Genomic DNA, 14,849 nt, shown 5'->3' with positions numbered 1-14,849 from the left:
GCTGAGCTGCAGCGGCAAGACCAAACGGCTCACATGGAGGCGAGCTGGCGCAGCTTGGCCTCGGAAGACGAACCCGGATCGGCCCAGTAAGGTACGAGCAGATGGCCGGTGTCTGGAAGGACCAGTTGCTGGTAGTGCAGATCAATCGGACCGACCTGCGGGTGGTTGATGAGCACGAACCCGCGGGGGTCGCGCTTGACCTCCTGGCGCGCCCATAGCTCGCGGAATTGAGCGCTTCGGTTGCTCAGCTCGCCGATCAAGTCGATCAGTTCCGGGTCGTCCCGATCGGCGCCCAGCAGGGAGCGAAGATACGGTACCGCTCGCGTAGCCAGATCGTTCCAGTTGCGGTAGAACTCGCGCATCTCCGGTTCGAAGAACAACGCACGCAGCGAGTTGTGGCCCGGACCGAACAGCGGTGAGAGTGACAACGCCAGCCGGTTGGCGGCCACGACCGTCAGCGTGGGGCTGCGAAAGACATGCGCGGGCGTGAGCGGCCAGCTGTCGATCAGGTGCTGGACCGCGGGGTGGAGCTGAGGACCACGTTCTGGATGCCGCTGACCGGACTCACGGCGACCAGCCAGCTGGCGCAAGTAGGCCGCGGCGTCGGAATCCAGTTGCAGGGCACGGATAATCCCGCGGATGACGGCCTCGGACGGATGTCGATGCCGGCCCTGCTCCAGGCGCTGGTAGTACTCGACGCTGATGTCCGCCAGCCGCGCGACCTCGTCGCGGCGCAACCCGGCCACCCGACGCCGCCCATTGGCCGGCAGCCCAACACTGTCGGGCTGCACCGCTTTTCGGCGCGCGCGCAGGAATTGCGCGAGCGCATGCCTATCCGGCACCGTGATGAGCCGATGGCCATCCTTGCTGTCCATCACGACCCTGCCTAGCTCTACACAACTGTCCCTGGTGGATCACAGGACAACGGCAAGTCTAAGCAGCCCAGGTCCGCGGTGCCCGTCATCGTCCAGCCGTCGTGGTCTACGCGCTTGTGCAATAGCGTCGTGGCGCGAGTGTCACGACGCGGCGCACAATCTCCGCAGCGGGTAGGCTGCCGCGGATCAGTCCAGCGGGTCGGCCCCCGGAAGGGATGCACTCGTGCCCTTTGCCCATCAGGGTCCCTCGAATGTTTGGGGGCCGAGTTCACCGACGAGGTCGGCCAGGCTGCCACCTCGGCCCTCCCGCTGCGCCGCCAGGACTGGCGTACTACGAAGCACCCGCTGGTTGCCGTACCGCGCCGTTACCGTGTCCTCAGCGGCGGCGGCGGCGGCGTCGACGACCACCATCTTCTTCGAGTCATGACTTCCCGCGAACTCGGTGGGGAGAGGGTTCCACGGTTCACCGCCTGCGCTCCCAATGCCGGCACGGCCGCGAGCCCTCGACCGTCGGCGATACCACCGGTGGCAACCACGGGGATAGTGCCGGCGATGTCGATGACCTGGAGAACCAGAGCCGGCCCAGCATGCAAACAAGCGGAGGCGTATGGGAGCGCTTCTCAGCGCAGGAATAACACTTCCGACGGTTGGTCCGCGAGGCCATGTCGGTTGCGTCCACCAAGGTGGTGTATGAGTCGGGCCAGGAGTTGAGGACCGGCGTGTCGTAGCCGAGTGATTGAAGGTCATCGCGTGATTCTTCGAGAGACCGACCAAAGTCACTCGAGCAAAGGAATCAACGCGATGACCAGTGCCCACGATATCGACCTGCCCGCGGTGTTGGCCGAACGACTCACTAGCTGCCACCCCGACGTGCTGCGCGAGTTGTTGGCCACGTTCATCCATACCCTGATGGGTGCCGAAGCCGATGCCCTGTGCGGTGCCGGATACGGCCAGCGCAGCGCCGAGCGGACGAATCAGCGCAACGGCTATCGGCAACGCCAGTTCGACACCCGCGCAGGCTCGTTGGATCTGGCGATCCCCAAGCTGCGCCACGGCTCCTACTTCCCGGACTGGCTGCTGGAACGCCGCAAACGCGCCGAGCGCGCCCTGACCACCGTGGTGGCCACCTGCTATCTGCTTGGGGTGTCCTATCTGCTTGGGGTGTCGACGCGGCGGATGGACAAACTCGTCGAGACCCTCGGGATCACGTCGCTGTCGAAGTCGCAGGTGTCGGTGATGGCCAAAGAGCTCGACGCCGCCGTGGAAGCCTTCCGGACCCGACCGCTCGATGCCGGTCCCTACACGTTCATGGCTGCTGACGCCCTGGTCCTCAAAGTCCGCGAGGCCGGCCGGGTGGTCAACGTGCACGCCCTGATCGCGACCGGGGTCAACGCCGAGGGCTACCGCGAAATCCTGGGCATTGACGTCACCACCGCCGAGGACGGGGCCGGCTGGTTGACGTTCCTGCGGGCGCTGACCGCCCGCGGTCTGTCCGGAGTTCGACTGGTCACCTCTGACGCCCACGCCGGGCTGGTCAGCGCGATCGGCGCCACCTTGCCCGGAGCGTCGTGGCAGCGGTGTCGTACCCATTACACGACCAATCTGATGGCGGTTACTCCGAAGAGCTCCTGGCCGTGGGTGCGCACCCTGGTGCACTCGGTGTTCGACCAGCCTGACGCCGACTCTGTTGCCGCGCAATACGATCGGGTCATCGACGCACTGGTCGACAAAATGCCCAAGGTGGCCGCGCACTTGGAGGACGCCCGCGACGACCTGCTGGCGTTCACCGCCTTCCCCAAACAGATCTGGCGCCAGATCTGGTCGAACAATCCCCAGGAACGGCTCAACAAAGAGATCCGACGTCGCACCGACGTTGTCGGCATCTTCCCCGATCGCAACGCCCTGATCCGCCTCGTCGGTGCGGTGCTGGCCGAACAACATGACGAATGGGCCGAATCGCGGCGCTACCTCGGACTTGAGGTTCTCAGCAAATCCCGTGTCGACCACACACCATCGACAGAACAGGAGGACACCCCGGCGGCACTGACCGCCTGAACCATTACCTCGAAGAATCACACGACGACGTCGTACACCACGTCCCAGGACTTGACCGGCCATGTCGCCGGGGGCGTGTCCGCAGTCAGGTCACCGACCTGCTGGATCGCATCGTTACGGACATCAACGATGACCCGAACTGCGGCGGCCCCGAAATACCCTCTGACCAGTGCCCCCGGCACGACTCGAACGTGCGACCTAGGGATTAGAAGGCCCTTGCTCTATCCACCTGAGCTACGGAGGCAATGCGCAGGTCAGTCTATCGAACGACACGCCCGGCGAACTTTTCGCAACGCGCCACGCCCGAAATATGTTCCGCCACCGGCCTTACCGGCTATGGTGTGAACCTCGACACACGTACAACAACGGTTGATAAACAGCCGTTCACCGCAACGGAGCGTGTGCCTGACGTCGAGGGGTGGCGTTGCTATGAGCGTGGCCATGAACCTGACTTCGCGATGCTCGCGAGCAGGTATCGAGGCGCTTTTGTCCGATGCCAAGGACACCTACCGGGCCGGCGCGCTGTTGCTGCGCGGCTCCCCGTTCGCGCTCGGCTGGGTCGCCGGCTGGCTCGTCGCCGAGTTCCCACCGCACGTCGTGACCGGGCACGCGCTGTCCCGCGTGGCGCACCCGTCGATCGGACGTGTTGCCAACACATGGGCCGCGCAGCGGGCGGACCACGCGCTCACCGCCGCGCTCGAGGATTCGTTCGGGCCGGATTACCGCGACCAGGTCTCGCACCCGGCCTGCGCCCAGTCCGGATGCGCCCCGCGCGGCGGACTGTTGAACAGGCCCGGGCCGCGCCGCCGCTACGCCGCGCAGACCTCCGACATCCCCTACGGTCCCGGCGGGCGCGAACACCTGCTCGACATCTGGCGCCGCGACGACCTGGCCCCCGGCCGCCGCGCGCCCGTACTCATCCAGGTGCCGGGAGGCGCGTGGGCCGTCAACGACAAACGCCCCCAGGCGTACACGCTGATGAGCCGGATGGTCGAACTCGGTTGGATCTGCGTCTCGATCAACTACAGCAAGAGCCCGCGTTGCGCCTTCCCCACCCACCTCATCGACGTGAAGAGGGCGATCGCCTGGGTACGCGAGAACATCGCCGACTACGGCGGCGACCCCGACTTCATCGCGATCACCGGCGGGTCCGCGGGCGGGCACCTGGCTTCGCTGGCCGGCCTGACCCCGAACGACCCGCAGTTCCAGCCGGGATTCGAGCACGCCGACACGACGGTGCAGGCCGTCGCGCCGTACTACGGCGTGTACGACTTCACCGACTTCGAGAACATGCACGAGCTGATGTTGCCGTTCCTCGAGCATTTCGTGCTGAAGGCCCGCTACGACGACGACCCCGAGCGGTTCAGGGCCGCGTCGCCGATCTCGTACGTGCACAGCGGGGCGCCGCCGTTCTTCGTGCTACACGGCGACAAGGACGAACTGGTGCCCAGCGCCCAGGGCCGGACCTTCTGCGCGGCGCTGCGCGCGGCCGGCGCGCCCACGGTGGCCTTCGCCGAGCTGGCCAACGCCCACCACGCGTTCGACATCACCCCGACCGTCCGCTCGCGGCTGGCGGCCGGTGCGGTCTCCGACTTCCTCGGAGTCGTCTACGGACGCCGCACCACCTCGCTCATGGACGCGTTCTCGCTGGCCGCGGCCCCGGCGAGCTGAGCTCACTGGACGCTCGGCCCAGGGTGTCGGCACCCAAGCCACTGCTTTCACCGGCGCGGCAACCCGACTAGCGTTGTGGTGGCGACTGGACGGGCAGTCCGAGGAGGAGGCTTGATCGACGGTGACAAGGTTGACGCGTCGGAACAACGACCATGACTGAGTCCACCGGCACCATCAAGCTGTCCGACCAGCTCGGGCCGGTCGATTACCTGATGCACCGCGGGGAGGCGAATCCCCGCACGCGCTCGGGAATCATGGCGCTGGAACTGCTCGACTTGACGCCCGATTGGAACCGCTTCCGAACGCGGTTCGAGAACGCCTCCCGGAAGGTGCTGCGGCTACGGCAGAAGGTGGTCGTACCGACGCTGCCGACGGCGTCGCCGCGCTGGGTGGTCGACCCCGACTTCAACCTCGACTTCCATGTGCGGCGGGTGCGCGTCGCCGAGCCCGGCACCCTGCGCGAGGTCTTCGATCTCGCCGAGGTGATCCTGCAGTCCCCGATGGACATCTCCCGGCCGCTGTGGACGGCCACCCTGGTCGAGGGTCTCCCCGAGGGCAGGGCCGCGACGCTGCTGCACGTCAGCCACGCCGTCACCGACGGCGTCGGCGGGGTGGAGATGTTCGCCGAAATCTACGACCTGGAGCGCGAACCGCCGGCCAAGCCGACGCCGCCGCTGCCAATCCCGCAGGATCTGACGCCCAACGATCTCATGCGGCAGGGCCTCAACCGCCTGCCCATCGCCATCGTCAACGGCGTCGTCGGCGCGGTGGCCGGCGCGGTGTCGGTGGCCGGGCGGGCCGTGCTGGAGCCGGCATCGACGGCGTCGGGCATCGTCAGCTACGCCCTGTCCGGGATGCGGGTGATGAACCGGGCCGCCGAGCCGTCCCCGCTGCTGCGCCGGCGCAGCCTCGCCACCCGCACGGAGGCGATCGACATCCCGCTCTCCGACCTGCACAGGGCCGCGAAGGCGGGCGGCGGATCGATCAACGACGCCTACCTCGCGGGCTTGTGCGGCGCGCTGCGGCGCTACCACGAGGCCTGGGGCGTGCCGATCAGCACGCTGCCCATGGCGGTCCCGGTGAACCTGCGCGCCGACGCGGACACCGCCGGCGGCAACCGGTTCACCGGCGTCAACCTCGCGGCGCCGGTGGGCACCGTCGACCCGGTCTCGCGGATGAAGAAGATCCGTGCGCAGATGACGCAGCGCCGCGACGAGCCGGCGATGAACATCATCGGCTCCATCGCGCCGGTGCTGAGCGTCCTGCCGACCGCGATCCTCGAGGGCATCACCGGCTCGGTGATCGGCTCGGACGTGCAGGCCAGCAACGTCCCGGTGTACCCGGGAGACACCTACATCGCCGGTGCAAAAGTGCTGCGCCAGTACGGCATCGGCCCACTGCCCGGCGTGGCGATGATGGTGGTGCTGATCTCGCGCGGCGGCTGGTGCACCATCACCGTGCGCTACGACCGGGCGGCCGTGCGCAACGAGCCGCTGTTCGCCCAGTGCCTGCTCGACGGCTTCGACGAGATCCTGGCGCTCGCCGGCGACCCGCCACCCCGCGCAGTGCCCGCTTCGTTCAGCGAACCGGCTACCTCGACGCGGCCGGCGGCGGGCTCATGAGCGCCTCAGAAGAAAGCGCCCGCGAAACGACCAACCAGTCAACGGATATGCGGCTGCCCGGCTCGGTGGCCGAGATCATGGCCAGTCCGCCCGGACCCCAAATCGGGGCCTTCTTCGACCTCGACGGAACGCTGGTGGCCGGCTTCACCGCCGTCATCCTCACCCAGGAGCGCCTCCTGCGCCGCGACATGGGTGTGGGCGAGCTACTCAGCATGATTCAGGCCGGCCTGAGCCACACGCTCGGGCGCATCGAGTTCGAAGACCTGATCGGCAAGGCCGCCGCGGCGCTGGCCGGACGGCTGATCGACGACCTGGAGGAGATCGGCGAGCGGTTGTTCGTCCAGCGGATCGAGTCGCGCATCTACCCCGAGATGCGCGAACTGGTGCGCGCGCATGTCGCGCGCGGACACACCGTCGTCCTGAGCTCGTCGGCGCTGACCATCCAGGTCAACCCGGTGGCGCGATTCCTCGGCATCTCCAACATGCTCACCAACAAGTTCGAGACCACCGAGGACGGGCTGCTCACCGGCGGGGTGGAGAAGCCGATCCTGTGGGGACCGGGGAAGGCCGCCGCGGTGCAGCGATTCGCCGCCGAGCACGGCATCGACCTCAAGGACAGCTACTTCTACGCCGACGGCGACGAGGACGTCGCGCTGATGTACCTGGTCGGCAATCCCCGGCCGACCAACCCCGAGGGCAAGATGGCCGCCGTCGCCAGGCGCCGCGGCTGGCCGATCCTGAGGTTCAACAGCCGCGGACCCGTGGGCCTGCGCCGGCAACTGCGGACGCTGGCCGGTTTCGGTTCGCTCTTCCCGGTCGCGGCCGGCGCGGTCGGGATCGGCGTCCTGACCCGCAGCCGGCGCCGCGGCGTCAACTTCTTCACCTCCACGTTCTCGCAGATGCTGCTGGCGACGACCGGCGTGAACCTCAACGTCATCGGCAGAGAGAACCTCACCGCGCAGCGCCCCGCGGTCTTCATCTTCAACCACCGCAACCAGGTCGACCCGGTGATCACCGGCGCCCTCGTGCGCGACAACTGGACCGCGGTGGGCAAGAAGGAACTGGCCAAGGATCCGATCATGGGCACGATCGGCAAGGCGATGGACGCCGCGTTCATCGATCGCGACGATCCGGTCGCCGCGGTGGAGTCGCTGCACCAGGTCGAAGAGCTCGCCCGAAAGGGGCTGTCGATCGTGATCGCCCCGGAGGGCACCCGGATCGACACCACCGAGGTGGGGCCGTTCAAGAAGGGCGCGTTCCGAATCGCGATGGCGGTCGGGATCCCGATCGTGCCGATCGTCATCCGCAACGCGGAAATTGTCGCGGCCCGCAACTCGACCACGATCAACCCCGGCACCGTCGACGTCGCCGTCTTCCCGCCCATCTCGGTGCAGGACTGGACGCTCGAGGACCTGCCCGAACGCATCGCCGCGGTCCGCCAGCTGTATCTGGACACGCTGGCCAACTGGCCCGTCGACGCGCTGCCCGAGGTGAACCTGTACGCCGAGAAGAAGGCGGCGGCCAAAGCCAAGGGCCAGAAGACGCCCGCGAAGAAGGCTGCCCCCAAGAAGGCACCGGCCAAGGCGGCCGCCAAGGCCCCGGCGAAGAAGGTCACGCCGAAAACAGCGCCAGCCCAGGCCGACCTGCCCAGTGCCGAGTCGGCGGGCTCGCCGCCATGACCCAGCCGGCCGCGGACACCAGCGCAGTCCTGACCGCCCAAGACTCGCTGGTGTTGGCGTCCATGACCTCGCCGGTCGAAAAAGAGTTGGTGACGGCCTGGTTGGCCCGGCAACGCGCCGCCAACCCGGCGGCGCATTTCGACGTGATCGAGCTGCCGCAGCCCGACGCGCCGCCCGCGGTGCTGACTGCGCTGGCGGCGCAGTTCGAATCCGGGGACGACCGCTCGATCGTCCCGGTGCGGGTGTTCTGGCTGCCGCCCGCGGACCGGGGCCGGGTCGCCAAGGTGGCCGGGCTGCTGCCCGGGCGTGACCCCTACCACCCCAACGAGCGGCGGCAGCGACAGATCCTGCGCAGCGCCCCGTACCGTGCCCGGGTGGTGGCCGGCGAGTCCGCCAAGGTGTCTGAACTCCGCCAGCAGTGGCGCGACACCACCGTCGGGCAGGAGAAGAGCGACTTCGCCCAGTTCGTCATCCGCCGCGCCATCCTGGCGATCGAACGCGTCGAGTATCGAATCCTGGGGCCGCAGTACAAGTCCCCGCGGCTGGTGAAGCCGGAAATTTTGGCATCGGCCCGGTTTCGCGCCGGCCTCAAGAAGATTCCCGGCGCCACCGTCGAAGAGGCCGGGCGGATGCTCGACGAGCTCTCCACCGGCTGGAGCCGGGTGTCCGTCGACCTGGTCGGCGTCCTGGGCAGGGCGCTCAGCCGCGGATTCGACCCCGAATTCGACTACGACGAATACCAGGTCGCGGCGATGCGCGCCGCCCTGGAGACGCACCCGGCCGTGCTGCTGTTCTCCCACCGGTCCTACATCGACGGCGCGGTGCTGCCGGTGGCGATGCAGGAGAACCGGCTCCCGCCGGTGCACGTGTTCGCGGGCATCAACCTGTCGTTCGGGGCGATGGGACCGCTGCTGCGCCGTTCCGGCGTCATCTTCATTCGCCGCAACATCGGCGACAACGCGCTCTACAAGTACGTCCTGCGCGAGTACGTCGGCTACATCGTCGAGAAGCGGTTCAACCTGAGCTGGTCCATCGAGGGCACCCGGTCGCGCACCGGAAAGATGTTGCCGCCCAAGCTCGGTCTGTTGGCCTATGTGGCCGACGCCTACCTGGACGGCCGCAGCGAAGACATCCTCTTGCAGCCGGTGTCGATCAGTTTCGACCAGTTACACGAGACCGCCGAGTACGCCGCGTACGCCCGCGGCGGGGAAAAGACTCCCGAGGGCCTCGGCTGGCTGTACAACTTCATCCGGGCGCAGGGGGAGCGCAACTACGGCAAGATCTATGTCCGCTTCCCCGAGGCGGTCTCGATGCGCCAATACCTCGGTCCACCGCACGGCTCGTTGGTCCATGATCCTGACGCCAAAAAGCTTGCGCTGCAGAAGATGTCGTTCGAGGTGGCTTGGCGGATCCTGCAGTCGACGCCGGTCACGGCCACCGGTTTGGTGTGCGCGCTGCTGTTGACCACCCGCGGCGCGGCGTTGACGCTCGGTCAGCTGCACCACACCTTGCAGGACTCGCTGGACTACCTCGAGCGCAAACAGATCCCGATGTCGACGAGCGCGCTGCGGCTCCGTACGCGCGAGGGCGTGCGCGCGGCGGTCGACACCCTGTCCAACGAGCACCCGATCACCCGCGTCGACGGCGGCCGGGAACCGGTGTGGCTGATCGGGCCCGACGAGGAACACGCCGCGGCGTTCTACCGGAACTCGGTCATCCACGCCTTCCTCGAGACCTCCATCGTCGAGCTGGCTCTGGCGCACGCCAAACGGGCCGGCGGTGACCGCATGGAGGCGTTCTGGTCCCAGGCCATGCGGCTGCGCGATCTGCTGAAATTCGACTTCTACTTCGCCGACTCGGCGGCGTTCCGCGCCAACGTCGCCGAAGAAATGGCGTGGCACGACGATTGGGAGGCGCACGTCACCGCCGGCGGCGACGAGATCGAGGGGCTGCTGCTCGCCAAGCGTCCGCTCATGGCAGACGCGATGTTGCGCGTGTTCTTCGAGGCTTACGAGATCGTCGCCGACGTCTTGCGTGATGCGGCGGCGGATGTCAGCCAGAAGGAGCTCACGAAGGCGGCACTCGGCGTCGGCCGGCAATACGTGGCACAGACCCGGGTGCGCAGCAGCGAATCCGTGTCGACGCTACTGTTCACCACCGCCTATCAGGTGGTGGCCGACCAAGACCTGATCGCGCCCGGGCCCGGCCTGCCCGAGCGGCGCGCCGCCTTCCGTCGGGAGTTGCGCGACATCCTGCGCGACTGTGACTACGTGGGCAAGCTCGCCCGCGCCCAGTTCGTCGCCCGCGAGGCCGAGGCGCGACGGAGCCGACCGGACGGCCAGGCTCCGTAGTTGCCGCTCGCCGCCCATACCCTGGGTGCATGACCGTTACCCGGCCCGTCGGTGAGAACGCTGACCGGGCCATCGAAACGGCGCCGACCGGGCGCCGCGCGCCCGTATGGCCGCTGCTGCTCGGCGTCGCGATCCTCGCCGGCTGCACGGCGGCCGGCGTCGGGGCGCTGTCGCTGGCCGACGCGCTGACCGCCACCGGCCTGCCCGACCCGGGACCGGCCACCACCCTGGGGCTGCCGTTCGTCCGCGCGGCGGGGGAGATCGCGGCGGTCCTGGCGGTCGGGTCGTTCCTCTTCGCGGCGTTCCTGACACCGCCGCAACGCAGCGGCGTCCTCGACGCCGGCGGGTACCGAGCGCTTCGCGTGGGCACGGTGGCGTCGGGGGCGTGGGCGGTGTGCGCCGCCCTGCTGGTCCCGCTGACCGTGTCCGACGTCTCGGGCCAGCGCCTGAGCGATCACCTCAACCCGGTGCAAATCTGGTCGCTGGCCGGCCTGATCAACACCGCCTCAGCCTGGCGCTGGACCGCGGTGCTGGCCGCCGTGGTCACGCTGGCCAGCCTGTCGGTGCTGCGCTGGTCCTGGACGCCGCTGCTGCTCCTGGGATCGCTGGTGACTCTCATTCCGCTCGGGCTGACCGGTCACTCGTCGGCCGGCGGTTCGCACGACCTGGGCACCAACGCCCTGCTGATCCACCTGGTCGCCGCCAGCCTGTGGGCCGGCGGCCTCCTCGCACTGCTCGCGCATGCGCTGCGCGGCGGCGACCACCTCGGCCTGGCGGCCCGGCGATTTTCCGCGCTCGCACTGTGGTGCTGGGTCGCGATGGCGCTCAGCGGCGTCGTCAACGCACTGGTGCGCGTGGTGCCGTCGGACCTGCTGACCACCGACTACGGCCGGCTCGTGGTGGCCAAGCTCGCCGCGCTGTGCGCGCTCGGCGTGCTCGGCTGGCGCCAGCGGCGCACCGCGGTGGCCGGGTTGCAAACCAACCCGGGACGCGCCGCCGCACGACGCGCCCTCGTCCGGCTCGCGCTGACCGAGGCGGCGTTATTCGGCGTCACGTTCGGCGTCGCCGTCGGGCTGGGCCGCACGCCACCGCCACCGCCTCGCAACCGGTTGCCGTCGATCCCCGAGGCGGAGATCGGATACGACTTCGACGGACCGCCGACCGTGGCCCGCATCCTCTTCGACTGGCGCTTCGACCTGATCTTCGGCACGGCCGCGATCGTCTTTGCCGTGCTCTACGTGGCGGCGGTCGTACGGCTGCGCCGCCGCGGCGACAGTTGGCCGCGGGGCCGGATCCTGGCCTGGCTGCTCGGCTGCTTCGCGTTGCTGTTCGTGACGTCGTCGGGCGTCGGCCGCTACATGCCGGCGATGTTCAGCGTGCACATGGTCGCCCACATGGGGCTTTCGATGCTCGTCCCGATCCTGTTGGTGCTCGGCGCCCCGGTCAGCCTGGCGCTGCGGGCCCTGCCGGCCGCCGGCCGTGACGACCCGCCCGGGATGCGCGAATGGCTGCTGGCCGCACTGCACAGCCGGTACTCGAGATTCGTCACGAACCCGGTGGTGGCCACCGTGCTGTTCGTCTCCGGGTTCTACGGGCTGTACCTCTCGAACCTCTTCGACACCGCGGTCAGCAGCCACGCCGGACACGTGGCGATGAACGTGCACTTCCTGCTCAGCGGCTACGTGTTCTATTGGATCGTGATCGGGGTCGACCCCACACCGCGGCCCATCCCGCCGCTGGCCAAGGTGGGCGTCGTGTTCGCGTCCCTGCCGCTGCACGCGTTCTTCGGGGTGGTGCTGATGGGCACCCGGAAGGTGCTCGGCGCCGACTATTACCGGTCGCTCGGATTGAGCTGGCACACCGACCTGCTCGGCGACCAGCGCTTGGGCGGCGGCATCGCCTGGGCGGCGGGGGAGGTGCCGCTGGTCATCGTGATGCTCGCGCTGCTGGTGCAGTGGGCGCGCAGCGACGAGCGGACCGCCCGGCGGCTCGACCGCGCCGCCGACCGCGACGACGACGCCGAGCTGGCGGCCTACAACGCGATGCTGGCCGAGCTGGCGCGCCGGGAGACATCTGGTCCCACCGCAGGCCAACCCAACGGGAATCCGCGAGCGTAACGCCACCGCGCTTTCGGCGACCGATTCTCGCGGCGACGTTACGCCCGCGGTTCCGCGATCCATCCACAGTCGCGGGTTTCTGCACAGGCTTCGAGCGTCCTGACCACGATCCGGTTCGGTTTGTCGGTGGTCTGGCGCCCAATGGGCACCAGACACATGCAACACGAAAGGAATGAGTCCATGTTCGAAACCCCGCTTACCGTCGTCGGCCACATCGTCACCAACCCCGAGCGCCGGCAGGTCGGCAACCAGGAGGTCATGAAGTTCCGGGTGGCCAGCAATTCCCGACGACGCACCGCCGACGGCGGCTGGGAGCCGGGCAACTCCCTGTTCATCAACGTGAGTTGCTGGGGGAGGCTGGTCACCGGAGTGGGTGCGGCGTTGGGCAAGGGCGCCCCGGTGATCGTGGTGGGCCACGTCTACACGAGCGAGTATGAGGACCGCGACGGCAATCGTCGGTCGTCTCTGGAGATGCGCGCCACGTCGGTGGGGCCGGATGTCTCCCGCGCGATCGTGCGCATCGAGAAGCCCGGCTACACGGGTCCCTCCCCGGAGGAGGCTCCCACCCGGACGGTCCCCGCAACGTCCGACGCCGGCGCTGACGAGGGGTCGGGCGGCGAGGCCGACCCCACTCAGGCCGCTCGGCTGCCACTGTCGGCTTAGGCGCTGGCCCGGCACCCCCGCGGTGGTGCCTAGGATGGTCCGCGAGATCACTCTGCAGACCAGAAAGGCGATACCGCGGCATGGCTGAGTTCATCTACACGATGAAGAAGGTCCGCAAGGCGCACGGCGACAAGGTGATCCTGGACGACGTCACGTTGAGCTTCTACCCGGGCGCGAAGATCGGCGTCGTCGGCCCCAACGGTGCCGGCAAGTCGAGCGTCTTGCGGATCATGGCCGGATTGGACAAGCCGAACAACGGCGAGGCCTTTCTGGCGACGGGTGCCACTGTCGGCATCCTGCAACAGGAACCGCCGCTGAACGAGGAGAAAACCGTTCGCGGCAACGTGGAGGAGGGCCTGGGCGACATCAAGGTGAAGCTGGACCGCTTCAACGAGGTCGCCGAGCTGATGGCCACGGACTACTCCGACGAGTTGATGGAGGAAATGGGCCGACTCCAGGAGGAGCTCGATCACGCCGAAGCGTGGGACGTCGACTCGCAGCTCGAGCAGGCGATGGACGCGCTGCGCTGCCCGCCACCCGACGAGCCGGTGAAAAACCTGTCCGGCGGTGAGCGCCGCCGGGTGGCCCTGTGCAAGCTGCTGCTGTCCAAGCCCGACCTGCTGCTGCTCGACGAGCCGACCAACCACCTGGACGCCGAAAGCGTGCAATGGCTCGAACAGCACCTGGCCGCCTACCCGGGCGCCGTGCTGGCGGTCACCCACGACCGCTACTTCCTGGACAACGTCGCCCAGTGGATCCTCGAGCTCGACCGCGGCCGCGCCTACCCCTACGAGGGCAACTACTCCACCTACCTGGAGAAAAAGGCCGAGCGGCTGTCGGTGCAGGGCCGCAAGGACGCCAAGCTGCAGAAGCGGCTGGCCGAGGAACTGGCCTGGGTGCGGTCCGGCGCCAAGGCGCGCCAGGCCAAGAGTAAGGCGCGCCTGCAGCGCTACGAAGAGATGGCCGCCGAGGCGGAGAAGACGCGCAAGCTTGACTTCGAGGAAATTCAGATTCCCGTCGGGCCCCGACTGGGCAACGTGGTCGTGGAGGTCGAACACCTCGACAAGGGCTACGGCGGACGCACTCTGATCAAGGACCTGTCGTTCACCCTGCCGCGCAACGGCATCGTGGGCGTCATCGGCCCCAACGGGGTGGGCAAGACCACCCTGTTCAAGACCATCGTCGGGCTCGAACAGCCGGACAGCGGCACGGTCAAGGTGGGGGAGACCGTCAAGCTCAGCTACGTCGACCAGGCGCGCGCAGGCATCGACCCCAAGAAGACGGTGTGGGAGGTGGTCTCGGACGGGCTCGACTACATCCAGGTCGGCCAAACCGAGGTGCCCTCGCGGGCCTACGTGTCGGCGTTCGGGTTCAAGGGCCCCGACCAGCAGAAGCCGGCCGGCGTGCTCTCAGGCGGCGAGCGCAACCGGCTCAACCTGGCGTTGACGCTCAAGCAGGGCGGCAACCTGATCCTGCTGGACGAGCCCACCAACGACCTGGATGTCGAGACGCTGAGTTCGCTGGAGAACGCCCTGGTGAACTTTCCGGGCTGCGCGGTGGTCATCTCGCACGACCGCTGGTTCCTCGACCGGACCTGCACGCACATCCTGGCCTGGGAGGGCGACGACGACAACGAGGCCAAGTGGTTCTGGTTCGAGGGCAACTTCGGGGCATACGAGGAGAACAAGGTCGAACGGCTCGGAGCCGAAGCCGCGCGTCCGCACAGAGTCACCCACCGGAAGCTGACACGAGACTAAGGTCAGCTGTGCCGCGCTCCGCGAACGCCGTGGAGTGTCGGCGGATGGGGCAGCGTCGC

General features: G+C 68.3%; 12 protein-coding genes and 1 tRNA gene. 8 read left to right on the top strand and 5 right to left on the bottom strand.

Features of this window, described 5'->3' with window-relative positions; all coding sequences use genetic code 11:
* Positions 1-29: 29 nt before the first annotated feature.
* The 3 genes from G6N56_RS08395 to G6N56_RS29445 form a co-directional block, all read right to left on the bottom strand.
* Positions 30-875 (bottom strand): helix-turn-helix transcriptional regulator, encoded by an 846-nt coding sequence (locus tag G6N56_RS08395; protein WP_085254944.1) that lies wholly within the window; start codon positions 873-875, stop codon positions 30-32.
* A 237-nt stretch (positions 876-1,112) separates the two neighbouring features.
* Positions 1,113-1,286: a hypothetical protein gene (locus G6N56_RS08390; RefSeq protein WP_163645066.1), complete on the bottom strand. Its 174-nt coding sequence runs from the start codon at positions 1,284-1,286 to the stop codon at positions 1,113-1,115.
* Positions 1,241-1,468: a nitronate monooxygenase gene (locus tag G6N56_RS29445; RefSeq protein ID WP_142280515.1), complete on the bottom strand. Its 228-nt coding sequence runs from the start codon at positions 1,466-1,468 to the stop codon at positions 1,241-1,243. The genes G6N56_RS08390 and G6N56_RS29445 overlap by 46 nt, the downstream gene beginning before the upstream one ends.
* A 208-nt stretch (positions 1,469-1,676) precedes the next feature.
* On the opposite strand from G6N56_RS29445, the gene G6N56_RS08380 reads away from it, so the two are divergent.
* A complete protein-coding gene (locus G6N56_RS08380; protein WP_085254945.1) occupies positions 1,677-2,930 on the top strand; it encodes an IS256 family transposase in 1,254 nt (417 codons plus the stop codon).
* Between the two features lie 17 nt (positions 2,931-2,947).
* On the opposite strand, the gene G6N56_RS08375 is transcribed toward G6N56_RS08380, so the two are convergent.
* Positions 2,948-3,112 (bottom strand): hypothetical protein, encoded by a 165-nt coding sequence (locus G6N56_RS08375; RefSeq protein WP_158090707.1) that lies wholly within the window; start codon positions 3,110-3,112, stop codon positions 2,948-2,950.
* A tRNA-Arg gene (locus G6N56_RS08370) sits at positions 3,101-3,174 on the bottom strand. The genes G6N56_RS08375 and G6N56_RS08370 overlap by 12 nt, the downstream gene beginning before the upstream one ends.
* A gap of 185 nt (positions 3,175-3,359) precedes the next feature.
* On the opposite strand from G6N56_RS08370, the gene lipQ reads away from it, so the two are divergent.
* The 7 genes from lipQ (at position 3,360) to ettA (ending at position 14,790) form a co-directional block, all read left to right on the top strand.
* Positions 3,360-4,601 (top strand): esterase LipQ, encoded by a 1,242-nt coding sequence (gene lipQ, locus G6N56_RS08365; protein ID WP_085254946.1) that lies wholly within the window; start codon positions 3,360-3,362, stop codon positions 4,599-4,601.
* Positions 4,602-4,753: 152 nt separating this feature from the next.
* A complete protein-coding gene (locus G6N56_RS08360; protein WP_085254947.1) occupies positions 4,754-6,223 on the top strand; it encodes a WS/DGAT/MGAT family O-acyltransferase in 1,470 nt (489 codons plus the stop codon).
* A complete protein-coding gene (locus G6N56_RS08355; protein ID WP_085254948.1) occupies positions 6,220-7,902 on the top strand; it encodes an HAD-IB family hydrolase/lysophospholipid acyltransferase family protein in 1,683 nt (560 codons plus the stop codon). Before G6N56_RS08360 ends, G6N56_RS08355 begins: the two co-directional genes overlap by 4 nt.
* Positions 7,899-10,253: a glycerol-3-phosphate 1-O-acyltransferase gene (locus G6N56_RS08350; protein ID WP_085254949.1), complete on the top strand. Its 2,355-nt coding sequence runs from the start codon at positions 7,899-7,901 to the stop codon at positions 10,251-10,253. Before G6N56_RS08355 ends, G6N56_RS08350 begins: the two co-directional genes overlap by 4 nt.
* Positions 10,254-10,282: 29 nt before the next feature.
* Complete coding sequence (locus G6N56_RS08345; RefSeq protein WP_085254950.1) at positions 10,283-12,370, top strand: bifunctional copper resistance protein CopD/cytochrome c oxidase assembly protein; 2,088 nt, start codon at positions 10,283-10,285, stop codon at positions 12,368-12,370.
* Positions 12,371-12,550: 180 nt separating this feature from the next.
* Positions 12,551-13,033 carry a single-stranded DNA-binding protein gene (locus tag G6N56_RS08340; protein WP_085254986.1) on the top strand — a complete coding sequence of 161 codons (483 nt, stop codon included), beginning with the start codon at positions 12,551-12,553 and terminating at the stop codon, positions 13,031-13,033.
* A gap of 80 nt (positions 13,034-13,113) precedes the next feature.
* Positions 13,114-14,790: an energy-dependent translational throttle protein EttA gene (gene ettA / locus G6N56_RS08335; protein WP_085254951.1), complete on the top strand. Its 1,677-nt coding sequence runs from the start codon at positions 13,114-13,116 to the stop codon at positions 14,788-14,790.
* Positions 14,791-14,849: the final 59 nt, after the last annotated feature.

Source organism: Mycobacterium saskatchewanense, assembly GCF_010729105.1.
Classification (GTDB): Bacteria; Actinomycetota; Actinomycetes; order Mycobacteriales; family Mycobacteriaceae; genus Mycobacterium; species Mycobacterium saskatchewanense.
The sequence above is the reverse complement of the archived record's forward strand: the minus strand, read 5'-3'. Positions and strand labels throughout refer to the sequence as shown.